Raw genomic sequence first — 18472 nt, forward strand, 5'->3', positions numbered from 1 at the left:
TTATTTCTCCTCCTTTACGGTTTGTTCTTTTTTGAGCTGGGCTTGATATTTCTTCTCTTTTAATTCATCTCGTTTTTCACGTTTGTTTTTGAGCGTATCATGTTCAGGATTCGTTTCATAAGACTCTCTTCGTTTCATTCGGCTTAAATTTTCAGGCGTAAAGGATCTTGCTTCGTCCTCAAATAGAGCTGTTATGCCAATGGCGGGTTCTTTCTTTTCTTCATAGATTTCATTAAAATACGCATCTGCTTGGCCGGCGACGTAATGTTCCGGCTCTGGATAAGAGGTGATCACACCTTCAAAGTTACGCAGGACCACTTTCTCTGGGCTTTGAGATAATAAATAATTTGGCTGTAAGGTGATCTTACCTCCTCCGCCTGGTGCATCTACAACAAAGCTTGGCACAGCATAACCACTCGTATGTCCTCTTAAGCCTTCAATGATTTCAAGGCCTTTTGAAACAGGTGTTCTAAAGTGGCCGATCCCCTCAGATAAATCACATTGATAAATATAATAAGGTCTGACGCGAATCATGACGAGATCATGCATCAGCTTCTTCATAATTGGAACACTGTCGTTAATTCCTGCTAGGATCACCGCCTGATTACCAACAGGGACGCCAGCATTGACAAGTCGCTCACACGCTTCTTTCGCTTCTTTTGTGATTTCAATGCTTGTATTAAAGTGAGTGTTCAACCAAACAGGATGATATTTTTTTAAAATCTCACACAATTCATCTGTAATTCGCTGCGGAAACACGACCGGTGCACGTGTTCCAATTCGAATGATTTCAACGTGAGGAATGTCTCGTAAGTTTTTCAAAATGTATTCAAGCACTTGATCATTAATTAACAGCCCGTCACCGCCTGAAATTAACACATCCCGCACTTCAGGGGTTTCTCTAATATATCCAATGGCGGCATCTAATTGCTTTTTCGGCACACCCATCCCGATCTGACCAGAAAAACGCCTTCTCGTACAATAGCGGCAGTACATGGAGCACTGATTTGTGACAAGAAACAGCACACGATCTGGGTAGCGGTGCGTTAAACCTGGAACAGGTGAATCCTCATCTTCATGGAGCGGATCTTCGAGGTCATATTTTGTTTTATGAAGCTCTTCTGCAATCGGTACAGACTGCATACGGATTGGGCATCTTGGATCGTCTGGATTCATCAGTGAGGCATAGTAGGGTGTAATGTTGAGTGGAATGGTCTTCGTGGAAATCTTCACCCCTTCTTTTTCCTCTTCTGTTAAGTTCACGACTTTTTCTAAATCTTCAAGCGTTTTGACCGTATGCGTCAGCTGCCAAATCCAGTCGTTCCACTTTTCCTCGGGTACGTCCTTCCAAAGTTCGATGTCCTTCCAATGTCGCGCAGGTTGATACAGTTTTTGATTCATATCCATTCCCCCTATCAGCATTCACTTTATACTATGCAAGTTATGTGCCAACATGGGAAAATGCCCCTATTCTTTACAAAAGGAGCTTTTCCGTCACATTCACATGTTTGAAGTGCCTACTTTTCGGCATCTGTATATTTTTTTAGTTTATACTGCAATGTTTGTCGAGGAATTTTTAAAGCGGCTGCCGTTTGCTTAATATTCCCTGCGTGCTGTCTTAAAGCTTCTTGAATCAGCGTTTGTTCAAATGACGTCACTTGACTTTTTAATGAGGACTCTGGCGGATGACTTTCTATCTGATGCGTCCGCAAATGGGCAGGGAGATATGCTGGGGTGATTTCTTCTGCTTCCTTTGGCATCATCAAGACGGCATGCTCGATCGTATGTTTTAATTCTCTGACATTCCCTGGCCACTGATGGGCCATAAATACTTGGACGGTTTCTTCAGAAAGGCGGTTGACGTTTTTAGAAAATTGCTGATGATACGTTTGAATAAAGTGGCGGGATAACAGCTGGATATCATGCTTCCTTGTGCGAAGCGGCGGGATATGAAATGATGACACATGCAGTCTATAAAATAAGTCTTCTCTTAACATTTGTTTTTTAACGGCTTCAAATGGGTCGATATTGAGGGCAGTAATCACTCTGACATTTACTTGAACCGCCTTTGCATCACCTATCCGGCGGACAACACCATCCTCTAACACACGCAGTAATTTTGTTTGAAGCGTAAGCGGCATCGCTTGCAGCTCATCAAGAAAAAGCGTACCGCCATCTGCTAACTCAAACAGCCCCTTGCGATCTATTGCGCCCGTATAACTTCCTTTGACAGACCCGAATAAAAGACTTTCAAGCAGCGATTCTGGAAGAGCAGCGCAGTTTTGCGGGATAAAGACTTGATCTTTCCGATCAGATGCATGAACAATCGCTTGTACGAGTACCTCTTTTCCTGTCCCAGTTTCCCCGAAGACCATAACCGATGAAGGATATGCAGCAGCTTTTTTCGCTTTCTCCAGCATCTCTTTTAAGTGTGGATCATTTGTTAAAAATGAAGAAAAATCGAGCATTTGAGTGGTCTCTGCGGCACCATCCGTTCGTTTTTTTTGATCTAAACGATTCGAAAGCGCCGACAGCTTCGACACATCCTTCGCTACTTCTACCGCCCCAATTAACTTGCTGCCTTCCATAATGGGCAGTGTGGTGTTGACGGTCTCAATTTTTTCTCCATTTTTATTCAAATAGGTTTGCAACGAATGATAAATGGGTTTTCCTGTTCTAAGTACATGCATGAGTGTACTTGTCTTTTCAGTTAATGAAGGATACACATCCAGTATGTACTTGCCAATCACCTCTTCTTTCGCTAAACAGTCGAACTTCGCTGCATTATGATTATAAAAGATGGTGACCCCTTGATCGTCTACAACGTGAATCGCTTCATCGATGGCTTCTAAAATTAATTCAAACCAATCCGCTCTTTCGACAACCTTCCCCACTATTTCCCCCTCACTTTCTATGCCGAAAATCCGGCACTGTATTGCCCAATTTTCAGCGGCTTGATGATGTTCAACGTGTTCCCCTATCCTTTTCACGTTTCGCTTTTTCCTGTCGATCTCCTGCTTTTTTCGTCAATTCTAAAAAAGCACCCCTCTTAGGAGGAGTGCTTTCGCCCTGACGTTTGATAAAGAGACAAGTCAAATTCCTGAAGTGACTCCATATACAGCGGCACAATTGGCTTTCCTTCTTGAAAAAATGTAAACTGAGAAGGTTGTAGTTTGATTGGCTGATGGTAAAACGCAAATATTTTCACTACCTCAGGGACAATTCGGCAAAAGGTATCATGCACAAATAAATAGACATCTTGTTTCCATTTAAACAGCCGTCTATTTGGCGGGCTGAATATAGGAGATACTTGAATGATCTTGCCATCCTTAAACGTCTCCAGCTGCTGTTTTGTGACCGTGTATATCTCCTTTTGATGAAACTGAAAATATTGCACATCACGTCTTGAAGCAAACCGTCTTTTTGTCTGATGTTCAATATAATAAAATGTTCTGCCGTTATCTGCGGTGACGACTGTATAATTCGGGACTGTCAGCGGCTCGTTCATTTCATATTTCATCGTACATAAGGAAGGAACACGAATTGCACGCCTGTTCTTTTCATTCACCCAACGCTTGTCAATGCGATGAAGATATCCGTGAGCGATTTGATAATAATCGCCTTCTCTTTCAATCACAGCTCCGTCAATTAAATCGTAGGGCATACTCGCAAACATATGATGGAATGATTGTGGCGTTTTATATGTGGTATCTAGTACTTCTTGTAATGGAAAGAACGCAGCAAAATGATTCAGTCTCATCCAAAACACAGAGTCAGCATGATGCCAATGTTTTGGTTCGTCGGCCCAGTATTGTCCGTATTTTTCATGAATAAGCGAAAGCAGCCGGCTTCTATGCATAACAGAGCAATGGTCGACTTGAAAGGATGCATGCTCCAACACTTGATCTGCTTCTCGAACGAAGCTCGCCGTTTCCACCAAATGCTGATTCACATGCACGACACGCTGCGAGGAATAGACGATATCTATGTGAGGCTTCGATTGAAAAACCTCGACCATTTTCTCTAAACGATCTTTTCTGTAGACTGTATCATCAGTTACATAACAAACCAGCTCACCTGTTATACGTGTTAATGCTTCATTAATTAGCGTTGCATAACGTACAGTCTTCAGCCGGTTTGCAGGATGAATTTGATGAGAATACAATTGAATGCGCTTATCCACTAAATAAGGCTGCATCTTTTGGATCGTTTCTTGTTCAGAGCCATCATCCATGATCAAAAGCTCCCAATGCTGATACGTTTGTTCTACCACACTCTTTAGCACACGTTCAATGAAATCAGGTTTGTTGTAGCTTGTTAATATCACTGATACTTTCATGACCATTATCCTTTTTTAAATAGATTAAAAAGCCCCCCAGCTGACAATGTTCACATAAGGAACACTTACTCTTAGCTGATTTGTCGCATTTTTAAAGACTGCTACTGAGTCAAACAATTGTACGACAACCACGTTTTGCAGCACATCTCCATTGACTAAATGAACACGCGGCAGCGGAATGCCGAGCTCAAGCCACGGGCGCAGCAATTCTTTAATCTCTGACGCATTCCCTTCCTCACTTTCCTCTAAAAGATGAAGAAGAAGTATTATCAACACAACTTCAAGTATTCCTTCTGTTTCTAGTAATTCTTCGTTCCAGCCATTTAATAGTTGTTCAAATTCCATTCAGATTCCCTCTTTCTTCTCGTTTGATCTTTACTAGAGTATGAGGATCACTTCATTTAGCATCAGCATTTGAAAACATTTTTCAAAAATGTGTGAAGTCATTAAATGAAAAAAAGAACAAGGAATGAGCATTATGCTTATACCAAAAAAAGAGAACGGCATATACATAGTGGTGTGTTTGAATGGATGAAGAAAGGATGGGGAAAACATGAGCGAAAAGCGTGCCGAATTAAAAAAAGAGCTATTAAAGCTGTTTTTCAAACCGCTTAGTCATGCGTTAACAGTTAATCTCGAAGAAGGAGGAGTTCAAGTGGAAGAAAAATTGAACGATTTATTTAGTGAGGTAGCTGCTGAAGCATCACCTTCAGATTCTGCTACAACACTCGACGTATCTCAACCAGCAAGATGGATTTTCGCAAGACTTGCACCTGGAACAGTCATTAGCATTGTCATGGACTCAGGTGACTTAATCGGACCCGTTCAATTCGTATCATTCGATGCTTCAACAGGTGTTGTTTTCGTCACACAAGAAAGCTCTGTGACACCTACAGGCTCTGCAACGACTCTATTAGATGTAGATAAAGTAGAAAGTGTTACGTTCACATCTTAATGTGAGAGGGCCATCATGAAGCTTCTTTATATCAGCTCTGGCTACGGTGGAATCTATCGGATGTTCGATCAATGGATAGAAGATAGCTTCATTGATTCCCCCTTTTCATGCGTCAAGGTGGAAAGGGAAACTCTACCCGCTCATATGCACAAAATCCGGACATTTTCTCCGGATTTTGTTTTCATGATGATCGGTGATCATATTCCAACAGAACTGCTTCATCAATTCAAACAAGAAAAGGTCCCCGTTGTACTGTGGATGACAGAAGACCCTTTTTATATAGATGTGTCAGCTGCATGCGTAAGTGATGCACAGCTGATCTTAACGATTGACGAAGGTGCTTTGTCATTTTACAAACAACTAGGCACTAATCACACGCACTACTTTCCCATTCCGACCAATACACACGTATTTCAGAAAAAAGAATCACCACATGAGTCGTGCATCTATGACATTGCACTCATTGGCTACCCTTATCCAAACCGCATCAAAGCCATCAATACACTCTTACATCAAAACAAATGGCGCATTCTCGTAGCAGGAAAAGAGTGGCATCGCGTGTTGAATAAATCACGCAGACGATATCGTGATCTCTCACTGATGACCCACTGGCTGAGTCCCGAGCAGATGGCAGACATCTATCAAACATCAGCCATTGTTCTGAATCCGCACAGGCCCGCGCAATTTGCCTATAATCAAAACAAAGCCAATGTTCAAAATATGAGCCTCAACAACAGAGCATTTGATATCGCTGCAAGCGGAGGCTTTCAGTTGACAGATCTACAACCGTCACAGGCATTTTCAAGCTTCGCTTTTTACACACATGAAAACGATTTGATTAAAAAGGTCGAGCACTATGTAACAAACCCTCAACAAAGACAATCGGTTGCAGAGAACAATTACGAGCAAGTCGTTCGCTGGAACACATTTGATACGCTGCCTTACAGACTTTATGAAATAGTCAAAAGCGCCCTATGACCGGGCGCTTTTTTTAATTGCCATCATCTTATGCCGTTCCTTCTGCATCTTGTCGAGCCAATAAAATCTTCTCTGCCTTTTTCCGATCTTCCTCACTTTTTACAACAAGCGATTGCGCATGATCCATCATATATGCACCAACAGATCCTTCTAAAAAGGAATGAATGCATTCTTTTGCATATGGAACATGAAACGCATAGACAGCTCCATTTAAACGTCCATACGTATAAGGGTGCTCCTGAGTTGGTACAAAAAAATAATGATTGTCCTTATACAGGCTGGCTTCATTGGTGTCATGAAGTGTCCAAGTTTCATTTGGATTTTCTAATGCCTCTGTAAAAGAAGCCGCACAATCATATCCCCCCTCTACTAGAAGCTGCAAGCAGTTCTCAATATCTGCCGTCTGCCTTAGTGGTGATGCTGGATGCAAATACAAAACAATATCAAACGTCTTTCCCTCTCGTTCTAAATAAGCAAGCGCATGCTTCACAGCTACTAAAGAAGGTGTTTGTTCTGTCACATGTGTGCTTGGCAGTTCAATCACATTTGCTCCGTAGTGAGATGAAATGATTTGAGTATTCACATCCTCTGAAGATACGATGACTTCATCTAATTCAATCATTTGTAATAGTGGCTGAATGGTCCAATAGATCAGCGGCCGCTCCGCCAATACGCGAATGTGTTCAGCATGATGTCCCTGCTTGCTGCTAAAAGCTGGTATCATGGCTAAAATACGATTTCCCCTATACATGTATGATCTTCTCCCCTCGCGCAGCTCAGTATCAGTGAATAAATTCTGAGAGCTGAACTGATCGCCGTACTGAAGTCTTCAGGTGCCTCGCTATTCTACTTAATCTTCTATCTCTACATATTCTATTAAGTCGTCAAGCAGATGGTTATAATTGGTTCACCTAATTTATGCATGAAGTGGTTCTTTTCCTCAAACGTCTTCCTCTCTTTCACATATGATGCAAAGTAGAGAAATGAGAGTTGGGGGATTAGATATGTCCAAACAAATAGAAACGAGTTTGAAGACCTTTTTTCGTGACAAAATCATCTTGGTCACAGGCGGTACGGGTTCGATTGGCCGGCAGATTGTGAAAAAATTAACAGCATGCTCTCCTAAAAAGGTCATTGTCTTCAGTAAAGATGACAGTAAACAATACATGATGAAAAATGAATATGCGGCAAATCCAGAGGTTGTATTTGCACTTGGAGATGTGAGGGATGCCAGCCGCGTCAGGCAGCTTGTCAAAGGGGTAGATATCATCTTCCATGCAGCTGCACTCAAACAAGTACCCACCTGCGAAGATAATCCGTTTGAAGCTGTCCAAACCAACATCATCGGCGGACAACATGTCATTGAAGCAGCACTTGAACATGAAGTCAGTCATGTTGTCAACATTTCAACTGACAAAGCGGTTTCTCCGACAAATGCCATGGGAGCTACAAAATTAATTTCAGAAAAATTGTTTTTTCAAGCGAATGAAAGTATTTCAAATCAGAAAACGAGGTTTTGCTCTGTCCGGTTTGGCAATGTGCTTGGATCAAGGGGTTCCGTCATCCCCATCATGCTTCAACAGTTGTTAAATGAACAACCTCTAACTGTAACTGATCCTAAGATGACACGCTTTTTTATGTCTATCGAAGAAGCTGTATCTCTCACGCTTGAAGCAGCTATCATGATGAAAGGCGGCGAAACATTCATCCTCAAGATGGAGTCATTACAGCTGGCTGATCTATTGAAAGCATTTCATGAATATGCCGGTCTGATCAATGTTCCTTCTCCTGATATTCTCGTTGTCGGAAAAAGACCTGGAGAAAAACTTCACGAGGAGCTCACATTCCCTCACGAGGCAGATGCACTGTTTGAACATGAACAATTTTATGCCATTTTACCAAGACCACATCTTCACCCTCATTTTCAAAAAGTTCATTTGACCCATTACACATCAAACGAAGCACCGCTCATTACAAAAGAGAAGCTGTTTCACATCATTGAACAATTACATCATACCCATCATAAAAAATAAAAAAATCGTCACACGGAAGCAGCTGACTTCCATGTGACGATTTTTAAATCAATTATTGAAAGATGTGTTTCAAATGACCATAGCCTTCTTTTTCAAGATCATCCTTCGGGATAAACTTTAAAGCGGCAGAATTAATACAATACCTTAGACCGTTTGGCCCTGGGCCGTCAGGGAATACATGACCAAGGTGAGAGTCGGCCGTCTTGCTGCGAACTTCAGTCCGCACCATGCCATGGCTCGTATCTACTTTCTCTTCTACCTCTTGATCTTCAATCGGTTTTGTAAAACTTGGCCAGCCGCAATGGGCATCAAATTTATCTAAAGAAGAAAACAATGGTTTGCCTGAAATGATATCTACATATATGCCCTCTTCCTTATGATCCCAAAATTCATTTTGAAATGGCGGCTCAGTGCCATTATTTTGCGTCACTTCGTACTGCATTCGGTTTAATTCTTTGATGCGCTGCTCTTTTTCGTTAACCATTATTTATCACTCCAATGAGATTGAATAAAACCTGCTCTGCCCGAACCGACATGGTATCGTTCGTAGTGCATTTTGTTCTTTTTATAATAATGCTGATGATATTCCTCAGCAGGATAAAAAGGACCAGCCTCTAAAATTTCTGTCACGATTGGCTTTTGGAAAATTCCGCTTTGGCTCAGCTGCTCTTTTGATGTTTCTGCAAGTTGCCTTTGTTTTTCATTGTGGACATAAATCCCTGTACGGTAGGACTCTCCTCTATCACCAAATTGTCCTCCATCATCTGTTGGGTCTATTTGCTGCCAATATAGTTCTAATAGCTTCTCATACGGAAAAACGTCTGGATCAAAGGTAATTTGAACGGCTTCTCTATGGCCTGTCGTATTTGTACATACTTCCTCATAGGTTGGATTCACTGTATGTCCGCCAGTATACCCTGATTCAACTTTGATAATGCCTGGCTGTTCATCAAAAGGTTTAACCATACACCAGAAACAGCCTCCAGCAAATGTGGCTAATTCTTGTTTTTCAGACATATTAGTGCCCCCTTCATTTAAAAAATGGTATCATCATATTATAACATGATAAAAAATAATGAAAATGATACGACTTGTATACCTAAAAACAAAAGAAAGCATTCTGTCGTATCTTAAAATATAATGGGGGTTTAATGATTGGAACAAAGAAAACAAATGATGTATGAAATGGATACTTTACTGAGAACCGTATTTAAGCAAATACGTTATGAAATTAACAGCTTGCTTGAAAACGAATTATCTCGGAATGAATTTCTCATTTTAAATCTGCTGCGTGAACAAGGCGCAAAAAAAGTAACGGAATTCGCCTCAATTCTCGGTGTATCAGCAAGCCATATTACAGCTGTAACCGACACACTTGTAGAAAAAGGCTGGATCACTCGTATCCGTTCAAAAGAGGATCGACGCATCATCAAAATTCACTTAACCGATAAGGGTAAGGAAATTACTGAGCATTTTGAGAAAAAGAAAACAGAATACTTCATGGAACGATTTGAATCATTTGATGATGAAGAACTGAAAACGATGATCAAATTATTTAAAAAGCTGGATAAAAGTCAAAAGGATTAAGCATAGATTTTAGCGTGGAGGACATGCTACGGATAAAAAGGTGGAATGAACCATGACAAGTCCATATCTTTGTCCGAACTGCAAGACCAACAGAACGCGTTTTAATCTCATCGAGCAGCATTCAGAACCCGTGAAACTTGATCCAGCAACTGGAGCCATTGTCGAAACATATGAAGGAGATCAGCTTTCTCCTTTTCACATGAACTATCAAGGACCGAAAATCAAAGTCCAGTGCGGCGTTTGCGGATTAATTGAGGATGAAAAAACGTTCATTAAGCTGGCTGAATATCATCAATATTCATCTCCTTCTTAATACGAGAGCCTGACACTTTTTGTCAGGCTTTTTTCTATGTTTCTTTTGCCTATACAGATCGTCCCTTTCTTGCATACGCTACAAAAAACACATTGCAGAGAAAGAAGGGATAAAGACGTGCAGCAGCTCTACGAGATGAATCAATTTCAATATCGTCCATTAGCTACCTTCCCCCCATACCATCCGAGAAACACCATTTCCAAAGCTGTTATTCGATTATTTCACGCTGCACCGGATTTAAGTGAGCTTGCTGTATTTGTAAATCAGCAGCCAATCCAAAAAAAGCTGCCATACGGTCAGCTGTCTGCTTATATGGAATGGGATGAGGGTGTTTATGAGATAGAAGTATTCAAGCTGGCTACAAAAGAAAGAATTCTTTCTTCTCGTATGATGATTAATGGAAACGAGACTTACACGCTATGTATCACGGGAGCTCGTACCGGCTTTGCGCTGCTCACAGAAAAGCAAGACTCGCTGATTAAGCAAGATGAGCTATCAGCACTCACGTTTATCCAGCTGTCACCAGACCTCCCTTTCATTGATATATATGAACGAGATCAAGGCATGTTATCAAAGGAGCTCGGATATGTGAACGGCACCCAAACCCACCACTTCTCTCCGAATAAGTATCACTTTGAATTAAAAGCTGCCGGTACTCAAAGTGTACTGCTTGATATTCCGAAAGTTCACCTGCAAACAAAGCGGGCCTATCTTATTTTACTTCATGGATTTGCAAACGGAGAGCCAGAGCTAATGGCAAAAGTCGTCTTGTCTCACCAAATGTAAAAAGAGCCTTTCCAAATGGAAAAGGCTCTTAGCGTGTAGACAAACCCTCGCATTCGGTGTCAGTCCTGCGTGCCGGTGCTCACGAATGTCACATTCACTCTGCGCCGGTACTCGTCCTTCCTAGAATGCAAAGATTTTCAATCACGCTGAAAATAAGATAAATAGCCTTTCCAAATGGAAAAGGCTATTTACGAGACATCTTCAGCTTTTTCTTGTTTTTGAAAATCAAAAGCAAGAATCATGGTACCTAAAAATAATGCACAATAGGCGATATTTAAGTAAAACTGGTCGATATTTTCTGCTTTTAAATGAGAGGCAGCTGTCATGCCAAAGTATGCAGCAAATAAGAGCGACAGTAAACTAAAATATTGATAGACTCGCTTCATAGTTTCACTCCTGACTTACACGTTCTATTGCTTTGGATGATAATATGAGAATTCAATTTCATCATTCTCAAGATCAATTTTGTTCGCTTTGACATACATATCATTCGTCAGCGGCATTTCTGAAAGGCGCACTTCCACCGTTTTTTGGTCTGGTTTCACATGAACGAAATCAGGCAGTTCATAGAATTGACCCATGTAGCTTAAAACAAAACTGATTGGGATGCTTAATTGTCCAATTGAAAAGTCATCTACTTTCAGCAGAACATCCCCATTATCTTCAACAGATGGTGTAAATGATACATTTGCATTAATCGTTGAAGAAAAAGCTTTGATTGCACCTGTTACTTTCACATCTTGGTCAATCGCAACATGAAAGTCGGGCATATCGCTTGATCCTTGGTTTTTCAAATAATCATTGACAAAGCTGGTAAGCGACTCTTTTGAACTAGAAATGTTAAAAGCATACTCGCTGTTCACTTCTTTTTTCGAAGCGGATTGATCGCTCGGCAGCAGCATAAAAATACCGCATACAAGAACAATCAATAGATTAATTGACAGTAAAATAAAAAATAAACTCTTCCATTTTTTCATCTTTTCACCCTATTCCTTCGGCAGTCCTTCTTTTTTCACTTCTGAGAATAAACGATTTGCCATAAGAGAGTACCCCTTTTGGTTTGGGTGGAAATCATCATCTGCCAGTAATTTTTCATCTTGATCATCTTCAAATAAATCTGCTACATCGATCATATCAGCATTGCCGTCTTTTTTTAGTTCTTTTTCGGCAGCAGCATTCCAGTCTTTGACGACCTCATCAATATCTCTCAGCTCAGACAAGCTGAATTTAAAAGGATTGTACATACTGACATACATGATCTTTGCATGGTCATTATGCTCTCTTAATTGAGCAAGAATGGTCTTAAAACGCTCTTCAAAAGGACCTTGCTCTTTTTGAAAAGGAGCAAATGTCAAGTTGAGCACATTTTGACGGACGACATGCATTAAGTCATTTCCGCCGATCGTAAAGAAAATATAATCAGCGTCTTTCAGTCCATCCTGCACTTTTTTTTCTTTTAATCTTTTTAATAAATCTACCGTTCTACTGCCTTTAATGGCATAGTTTTTTAATGTAACAGACTGTACACCGTCCACCGCTTCTATCTTGTCACGGGTGATGCCGGCATACCCTTTTTTATTTTGATCTCCGATTCCTTCTGTTAAGGAATCTCCAACCGCTGCAATTGTAATATGTTCTTTTACGTTTTGTGTGTCTTCTAGTTTATCCTTTATGCCAGCCTCTTGCGCGGAACATGCAGAAAGAACAAAAGCTAGAGACATCACAATCAAAATCAAACGAGCCTTCAAACGATGATGTCCCTCCTTTTTCTGATTAAAAAAGTGTATCATGTTTTCGCTCATTTGAACATCCTTATGCTAGCTTCGATTCAGTGTTTTGATGTCCTTGATGATTTCATCATATGGCGTATTTTGAACACCATCATAGTTTTTCATCACTTTTCCTTCTTGATCAACGAGGAAAAACAGAGATTGATGTATCACTTGGTCTTCGTCTTCAGGTTTTTTCACAATCGTCTTAAAGCTTTTCATTGCAAATTTTTCAATCGCTGACTGCGAGTAACCAGTGAGAAAATCCCAATTTTTAAAGGATAATGGATATGCTTTTGCAAATTCCTTTAGCTTTTTCGGTGAATCCACCTCTGGGTCGACGCTAAATGAAATGATGTGCGCATCCAATTTTTCTTCTTTTAACCGTTTTTGTAGCTCTGTCATATGTGCCGTCATCGGCGGGCAAATCGTTTCACAGCTTGTGAAAATAAAATCTGCCACCCAGACTTTCTCCTTTAAATCGTCGAGCGACACCTTTTGACCATCCTGGTTTTGATACTCAAACGGCTGGATTTGATAATTTAATGCATCCTTGATTTGTCCATTTGAACATGAGACTAAAAGAAGCACGCTTATGATCGTAAGCGCACCAAATAAGGCTCCCCTTTTTGTATACATGACAATTACATCCCCTTTTCAATCAATCGGTATAAAAAGTAAAGCCTATAGCGCCCTTACCAGTATGACAGGAAATAATCGGAGTTGTATAAGCAATGTCAACTAGTGCATCAGGTGTGTGATCAAGCAGTGCTGCTTTAAGCTTTTCTGCAAGTTCTAATGCGTCTGCATGTGCAATCCCAATTGCCTGAACGGTTTTCCCTTTCACCGCCTGTACATACTGTTTTGTCAAATAGCGGACAAGAGCGGAGTAACTTCTCACATTCGCTTCTGGTGTGTATATGCCGTCTGTTAAGCTGGCAATTGGTTTAATATGAAGAAGTGAACCGATCAGCGCCTTTCCTCTTCCAATTCGTCCACCTTTCACGAGATTTTCTAATGTATCGATTGTGACAAATAGCTTTGTTTTAAGACGAATTTTGTCCATTTCTTTGAGGATGTCATCACGGCTTGCCCCTTTGTTTGCAAGCTCTGCTGCTTTGGTGACTTGAAACCCTAAACCATAGGAAATAAAATTCGAATCAATGACAGTGATATTCCCGTCTACCATTTTAGAAGCGCTTTCAGCAGTTTGAACCGTACCACTCATCCCACCAGTTAAATGGATACTAATGACTTCGCTTCCATCTGCCGTCAGTTTTTCATATAATTCGACGAATTGACCGATCGCAGGTTGAGACGTTTTCGGCAGTTCCTCAGCGGCCTCCATTTTTTCAATAAATTCATCTGGCTGTATGTTCACTCGGTCAATATAATCAACCCCAGAAATGGAGATATTGAGCGGAATGACATGAATGGAAAGATCATTGATTTTTTCTTGCGGAAGGTCCACAGTTGAATCTGTTACAATTTTAATTTGTTTCACTATCGTCTCATCCTTGCTGTCTTAGTCTTTACTTAAGATATTACCTTATTTCCTTCAATCTTCAAAACAACTGTCAGAACGTTTTTGAAATTGTCACATTTTCTTCTTTTCATGTAAAAAATCCTTGCCAAACTGAGCAGGCGCACTTGAAGCGGCCTTTTACTCCTTTGACAAAGATTCTTATTTACGCATTGTGTTTCAATGTAGGCTCTTGATAGATCTGTTCATATGTGCTCCACTTGACGTTACGTTTCACATCCTCCCTGAAAGAGTACACATGCCTCTTTCCCTTAGATACATAGACTTTTTTCAAGAAAGCTTCAAGTCTAAAGGTGAGCATGAAACCATAGGATTCATCTCCCTTTAAAACAGGGACTTCTGTTACCTTGATCTGAGCTCCATCCATCCGTCTAAAACATATTGTTTTGAGCAGCACAAACGATCAATCCTCTTTTCCAATTATCTGTTAAGCCTAAATAAATAGGTGGAATAAATCTTGATCTTTATTCACTTCAACATAGTGAAAGCCTTTTTTATTCATTCGGTCAATCAGCGCTGCATAGTCATCTCTTTCTTTCAATTCGATACCAACAAGCGCAGGTCCTTTGCTTCGGTTATTCTTTTTCGTATATTCAAAGCGTGAGATATCATCATTTGGCCCTAACACTTCATCTAAAAATTCCCTGAGAGCACCTGCTCTTTGCGGAAAATTAACGATGAAATAATGCTGGAGCCCTTCATAAATCATGGAGCGTTCCTTGATTTCTTGCATTCGGCCAATGTCATTATTGCCTCCGCTAACAATACAAACGACATTTTTCCCTTTAATCTCCTCACGATGTGCATCTAAAGCCGCGATCGGTAACGCACCCGCTGGCTCAGCTACAATTGCACATTGATTATACAGCTCTAAAATGGTTGTACATACTTTTCCTTCTGGTACAAGACTAATCTTATCGACAACAGACTGAAGCGACGTAAACGTCTTTTCGCCAATCCGCTGAACCGCTGCTCCATCTACAAACTTATCGATTGAATCAAGTGTGACAACCTCCCCTTTCTCGTGGGAAGCATGAAGTGAGGCGGCACCAAGCGGCTCGACTGCAATAATTTCTGTTTCTGGTGCGATATTTTTCATATACGTGCCAACGCCAGATAACAAACCTCCGCCCCCAACACTTGCAAATAAAAAGTGAGGCTCCACTTCGATATCATTTAATATTTCTACAGCAGTTGTTCCTTGTCCTGCCATGACATCTAAATCATCAAACGGATGGATAAATTCCCGCTTTTCCTTATCTCCGCATTTGACTGCTTCATGATACGAATCATCAAAGGTATCTCCGGTTAAGATAATGTCAACATATTCTTTTCCGAACAGCTCCACTTGAGATACTTTTTGCCTTGGTGTGGTAGCAGGCATAAAGATTTTCCCGTGGATACCTAAATATTTGCAAGAATAGGCAACGCCTTGTGCGTGATTTCCTGCACTGGCACAAACAATGCCATTTTCTAGTTTTTCTTTTGGCAACTGGCTCATTTTATTAAAAGCGCCTCTTAATTTAAAAGAACGAACAACTTGCAAGTCCTCTCTTTTTAAGTAGACATTACATTCATATCGTTCAGAAAGTCGCTCATTTTTTTGAAGTGGTGTATGAATCACTACATCCTTCAAATTTTGATGGGCTTTTAAGATGTCTTTCACTTGAATTAGCGTGTTTTCTTTGAGCAACGGTTTCATGTACAAGATCCTTTCTCTTTAACCTTATTTAATTTGTCATTATAACATGAATATTCAAAAAATAAACCAATAGATCATGGATCGGAGATAAATTTCATGAACTTTTTCGTTTTTCTATACATTTGTTCTAATTGGGTGTTATAATAAAACCAATTAGAACCAAAAGAAAGGAATCGCTCGATGACCACACATCCGTTTGCCAATATATATGGAGAACACCAAGATATAAAACACGCCATTCATTTGGCAAAACAATTCACGAAAAACGATCAGCCTGTGTTGATCACAGGTGAAATTGGAACAGGCAAATCACGCTTTGCACAAGAAATGGCCCATTCATTTGCTGCGCAGGCTTCGATGAAATATATCTATTGCCCCATTGTAGATGAAGTGACTTTGCAGGAAGCATTTACTCATGCGGCAAATCATGTGCTTTATTTAGACGAAGTCAGCGCATTTAGTATTCCTATGCAGCATCAGGTCATTCGTTTTCTCGAAGATTCTCCTGCAACAAAAATCATTGCTTCTTCGTCTTTATCATTAGAGGCGATGAGCGTTTCGTCCAGTTTTTTACCTGAGCTGTTTTATCGGCTCAATGTGCTTCATATCCCTCTCCCGCCTTTGGAAGATCGAAAAACAGATATTCCTATTTTAACTGCTGCTTTCTTTCGAGAACTGAACATGACGCCTGACATCGACTCAAGTGTGTGGGAAGTCTTACAGCAATATTCGTTTGAAGGGAATGTCCAGGAGCTCAAAAATATCGTTCATTATGCAGCCGCGATTCTCGAAGGGCAAACAGTTTTCTTGCATCACTTGCCACCTTTTGTATTATTACCTCAACAAACAGCTGGTAAAGGAAAAAAAGAAGAACACCAGCTCACGCTTATGGAGAAACAAGAATTTGTTTTCTTACTCGAAGCCATTAAGTCTCTAAATGAAAAAGGAGAAGCAGCCAGCAGACGTATCTTGTCTGAGTTAAGCAAACAAGGCGACATCCCGCTGACCCCTCAGCAAGTCAGGAGTCGATTAGATGATCTTGAGAAAAAAGCCTATGTGACGAAAGGGAAAGGCAGAGCTGGAACGAAGATTACACTTGAAGGTCTCTCATTTCTGAAGTCGCTTGATGGTTATATACCGGTTCAATAAAGGAGGACATCCATTGTTTACTGTAAAAGAAGAAATTGCCAACGCAATTACACATGGCATTGGCGTCATTTTATCCATTCCCGCCATTGTTTTTCTCGTTTTATTCGCTGTTCAATACGGTACTGTCACTGACATTATTAGCTTTTCGATATTTGGCGCGTCGATGCTGCTGCTTTATTTAAGCTCTACTTTGCTTCATAGCATTCGGCACAAAAAAACAAAAGATATATTTGAAATCCTTGACCACTCTGCGATTTATGTATTGATTGCTGGTACATATACGCCATTTTTGCTTGGCCCATTAAAAGGCGCACTGGGCTATACTCTTCTTGCAATCGTATGGGCGCTTGCTGCAGGCGGTATCGTTTTTAAAATCTTTTTCGTCAAACGGTTTATCATTGTATCCACCCTTGTTTATTTATTAATGGGCTGGATGATTATCATCGCAATTAAACCTCTGTACATTCAATTAACAGGAGCTGGATTCAGCCTCTTACTATTAGGCGGTATTTTGTATTCAGTCGGAACGATCTTTTATATTTGGCGGAAAATTCCCTATCATCATGCGATTTGGCACAGCTTTGTTCTCGGCGGAAGTGCATCCATGTTCTTCTGCATTCTATTTTATTGCGTCAACATCCCAGCATGATCAAAAAACCAGCATCCGAATGTGGATGCTGGTTTTTTCTATGCGCGCTTTTGTGCGTAATCACTCATCTTGACCGGTGCTTTGATATGGATATCGACATTAACTGGACGAAGTCTTTTGACGATCTTCCCTGTTAAAAGACGGTCTGTGCCGCTTGTTTCAACCGGAACAAGTGAGCAGTTACATTCTTCAGCAAGCGTTTCTGCCATGACACGATACTGTTCAGAAAGCAACAGACTCTGGCCAGATAGAACTCTTTCTCTAGCTTCTTCTAATAACGCCTCATCAGATTGATTCTGCTTGATCACCGCCATCTTCTTCAACCATTGTTTTAAGATGGGATAGCGAAACAGATGCGGTTTTGCCATAAAAGCAAATGGCTTCTCTAAGTGACCAATCAGCAATGTCGTCGTCACTGGATGATGTGCTTCTGTGACATAAATAACAGGACCATCTGGCAGCTTTTTTTGCTGATGAATGGTCATGACCGATCCTGATTGATCAATACACCCTCTGGCAAACCTTTTTGCATGCTCATGGATGAGATGCATTCGTTTCGTATAGGAAATGCGTGGATCCGTTAATTCATGATCATACAAATGCCTTATACTTTTAAAAAAGGATACAACAACATAAATCGTTAAAAACCAATAACGAAACAACCGTACT

At 40.6% G+C, this 18472-nt stretch carries 23 protein-coding genes; 8 read left to right on the forward strand and 15 right to left on the reverse strand.

Annotated elements, in window-relative coordinates; translation table 11 throughout:
• The 4 genes from ablA to cgeC all read right to left on the reverse strand — a co-directional run bounded on the left by ablA (position 1) and on the right by cgeC (position 4684).
• Positions 1-1401 carry a lysine 2,3-aminomutase gene (gene ablA / locus ACTJJD_RS00455; protein WP_008346434.1) on the reverse strand — a complete coding sequence of 467 codons (1401 nt, stop codon included), beginning with the start codon at positions 1399-1401 and terminating at the stop codon, positions 1-3.
• A gap of 116 nt (positions 1402-1517) precedes the next feature.
• Positions 1518-2894, reverse strand: a complete 1377-nt coding sequence (locus ACTJJD_RS00460; RefSeq protein ID WP_024718563.1) for a sigma-54 interaction domain-containing protein — start codon at positions 2892-2894, stop codon at positions 1518-1520.
• Positions 2895-3049: 155 nt separating this feature from the next.
• Entirely contained in the window at positions 3050-4345 is a 1296-nt protein-coding gene (locus ACTJJD_RS00465; protein ID WP_050827306.1) for a glycosyltransferase family 2 protein, read from the reverse strand.
• Positions 4346-4363: 18 nt separating this feature from the next.
• Positions 4364-4684 carry a spore maturation protein CgeC gene (gene cgeC / locus ACTJJD_RS00470; RefSeq protein ID WP_050827307.1) on the reverse strand — a complete coding sequence of 107 codons (321 nt, stop codon included), beginning with the start codon at positions 4682-4684 and terminating at the stop codon, positions 4364-4366.
• Positions 4685-4892: 208 nt separating this feature from the next.
• Here cgeC and ACTJJD_RS00475 point away from each other — a divergent pair, with 208 nt between their 5' ends.
• Both ACTJJD_RS00475 and ACTJJD_RS00480 read left to right on the forward strand, forming a co-directional pair.
• Complete coding sequence (locus ACTJJD_RS00475; RefSeq protein WP_007500770.1) at positions 4893-5294, forward strand: hypothetical protein; 402 nt, start codon at positions 4893-4895, stop codon at positions 5292-5294.
• A 183-nt stretch (positions 5295-5477) separates the two neighbouring features.
• Complete coding sequence (locus ACTJJD_RS00480) at positions 5478-6272, forward strand: CgeB family protein (protein ID WP_440600044.1); 795 nt, start codon at positions 5478-5480, stop codon at positions 6270-6272.
• 28 nt (positions 6273-6300) lie between these two features.
• On the opposite strand, the gene ACTJJD_RS00485 is transcribed toward ACTJJD_RS00480, so the two are convergent.
• Positions 6301-7023 carry an acylneuraminate cytidylyltransferase family protein gene (locus tag ACTJJD_RS00485; protein ID WP_017367462.1) on the reverse strand — a complete coding sequence of 241 codons (723 nt, stop codon included), beginning with the start codon at positions 7021-7023 and terminating at the stop codon, positions 6301-6303.
• Positions 7024-7276: 253 nt separating this feature from the next.
• Between ACTJJD_RS00485 and ACTJJD_RS00490 the strand changes: the two genes are divergently transcribed.
• Positions 7277-8305: an SDR family NAD(P)-dependent oxidoreductase gene (locus tag ACTJJD_RS00490; protein ID WP_050827309.1), complete on the forward strand. Its 1029-nt coding sequence runs from the start codon at positions 7277-7279 to the stop codon at positions 8303-8305.
• Between the two features lie 52 nt (positions 8306-8357).
• Here ACTJJD_RS00490 and msrB read toward each other — a convergent pair whose 3' ends face one another.
• Complete coding sequence (gene msrB, locus ACTJJD_RS00495; RefSeq protein WP_050827310.1) at positions 8358-8789, reverse strand: peptide-methionine (R)-S-oxide reductase MsrB; 432 nt, start codon at positions 8787-8789, stop codon at positions 8358-8360.
• Positions 8789-9322 (reverse strand): peptide-methionine (S)-S-oxide reductase MsrA, encoded by a 534-nt coding sequence (gene msrA / locus ACTJJD_RS00500; RefSeq protein WP_017367464.1) that lies wholly within the window; start codon positions 9320-9322, stop codon positions 8789-8791. The genes msrB and msrA overlap by 1 nt, the downstream gene beginning before the upstream one ends.
• 138 nt (positions 9323-9460) lie before the next feature.
• On the opposite strand from msrA, the gene ACTJJD_RS00505 reads away from it, so the two are divergent.
• From ACTJJD_RS00505 to ACTJJD_RS00515, 3 genes are all read left to right on the forward strand, one after another.
• The gene (locus ACTJJD_RS00505; protein ID WP_007500780.1) at positions 9461-9892 is read left to right on the forward strand and encodes a MarR family transcriptional regulator; all 432 of its coding nucleotides are present in this window, start codon (positions 9461-9463) and stop codon (positions 9890-9892) included.
• 52 nt (positions 9893-9944) lie between these two features.
• Entirely contained in the window at positions 9945-10205 is a 261-nt protein-coding gene (locus tag ACTJJD_RS00510) for a hypothetical protein (protein ID WP_008346413.1), read from the forward strand.
• Positions 10206-10322: 117 nt separating this feature from the next.
• Positions 10323-10991, forward strand: coding sequence for a DUF4397 domain-containing protein (locus ACTJJD_RS00515; RefSeq protein WP_286108367.1), 669 nt, complete (start codon positions 10323-10325; stop codon positions 10989-10991).
• A 188-nt stretch (positions 10992-11179) separates the two neighbouring features.
• Here ACTJJD_RS00515 and ypmT read toward each other — a convergent pair whose 3' ends face one another.
• From ypmT to ilvA, 7 genes are all read right to left on the reverse strand, one after another.
• Positions 11180-11377 carry a protein YpmT gene (ypmT, locus tag ACTJJD_RS00520; RefSeq protein WP_008346409.1) on the reverse strand — a complete coding sequence of 66 codons (198 nt, stop codon included), beginning with the start codon at positions 11375-11377 and terminating at the stop codon, positions 11180-11182.
• 24 nt (positions 11378-11401) lie between these two features.
• Positions 11402-11968 carry a YpmS family protein gene (locus tag ACTJJD_RS00525; RefSeq protein WP_024718556.1) on the reverse strand — a complete coding sequence of 189 codons (567 nt, stop codon included), beginning with the start codon at positions 11966-11968 and terminating at the stop codon, positions 11402-11404.
• Between the two features lie 9 nt (positions 11969-11977).
• Positions 11978-12739: an SGNH/GDSL hydrolase family protein gene (locus ACTJJD_RS00530; protein ID WP_025207511.1), complete on the reverse strand. Its 762-nt coding sequence runs from the start codon at positions 12737-12739 to the stop codon at positions 11978-11980.
• Between the two features lie 69 nt (positions 12740-12808).
• Positions 12809-13399, reverse strand: a complete 591-nt coding sequence (locus tag ACTJJD_RS00535) for an SCO family protein (protein ID WP_440608017.1) — start codon at positions 13397-13399, stop codon at positions 12809-12811.
• A 22-nt stretch (positions 13400-13421) separates the two neighbouring features.
• The gene (locus tag ACTJJD_RS00540; RefSeq protein WP_135227108.1) at positions 13422-14264 is read right to left on the reverse strand and encodes a DegV family protein; all 843 of its coding nucleotides are present in this window, start codon (positions 14262-14264) and stop codon (positions 13422-13424) included.
• A 184-nt stretch (positions 14265-14448) separates the two neighbouring features.
• A complete protein-coding gene (locus tag ACTJJD_RS00545) occupies positions 14449-14700 on the reverse strand; it encodes a YpmP family protein (protein ID WP_008346400.1) in 252 nt (83 codons plus the stop codon).
• A gap of 36 nt (positions 14701-14736) precedes the next feature.
• A complete protein-coding gene (ilvA, locus tag ACTJJD_RS00550; protein ID WP_008346398.1) occupies positions 14737-16005 on the reverse strand; it encodes a threonine ammonia-lyase IlvA in 1269 nt (422 codons plus the stop codon).
• A gap of 180 nt (positions 16006-16185) precedes the next feature.
• Here ilvA and ACTJJD_RS00555 point away from each other — a divergent pair, with 180 nt between their 5' ends.
• Complete coding sequence (locus ACTJJD_RS00555) at positions 16186-17154, forward strand: sigma 54-interacting transcriptional regulator (protein ID WP_047946650.1); 969 nt, start codon at positions 16186-16188, stop codon at positions 17152-17154.
• A gap of 13 nt (positions 17155-17167) precedes the next feature.
• Entirely contained in the window at positions 17168-17803 is a 636-nt protein-coding gene (gene trhA / locus ACTJJD_RS00560) for a PAQR family membrane homeostasis protein TrhA (protein ID WP_025207512.1), read from the forward strand.
• Between the two features lie 38 nt (positions 17804-17841).
• Here trhA and ACTJJD_RS00565 read toward each other — a convergent pair whose 3' ends face one another.
• A complete protein-coding gene (locus ACTJJD_RS00565; protein ID WP_035703293.1) occupies positions 17842-18465 on the reverse strand; it encodes a lysophospholipid acyltransferase family protein in 624 nt (207 codons plus the stop codon).
• Between the last annotated feature and the right edge of the window lie 7 nt (positions 18466-18472).

The organism is Bacillus sp. 22446 (assembly GCF_052044955.1).
In the GTDB taxonomy this organism is placed as follows: Bacteria; Bacillota; Bacilli; order Bacillales; family Bacillaceae; genus Bacillus; species Bacillus altitudinis.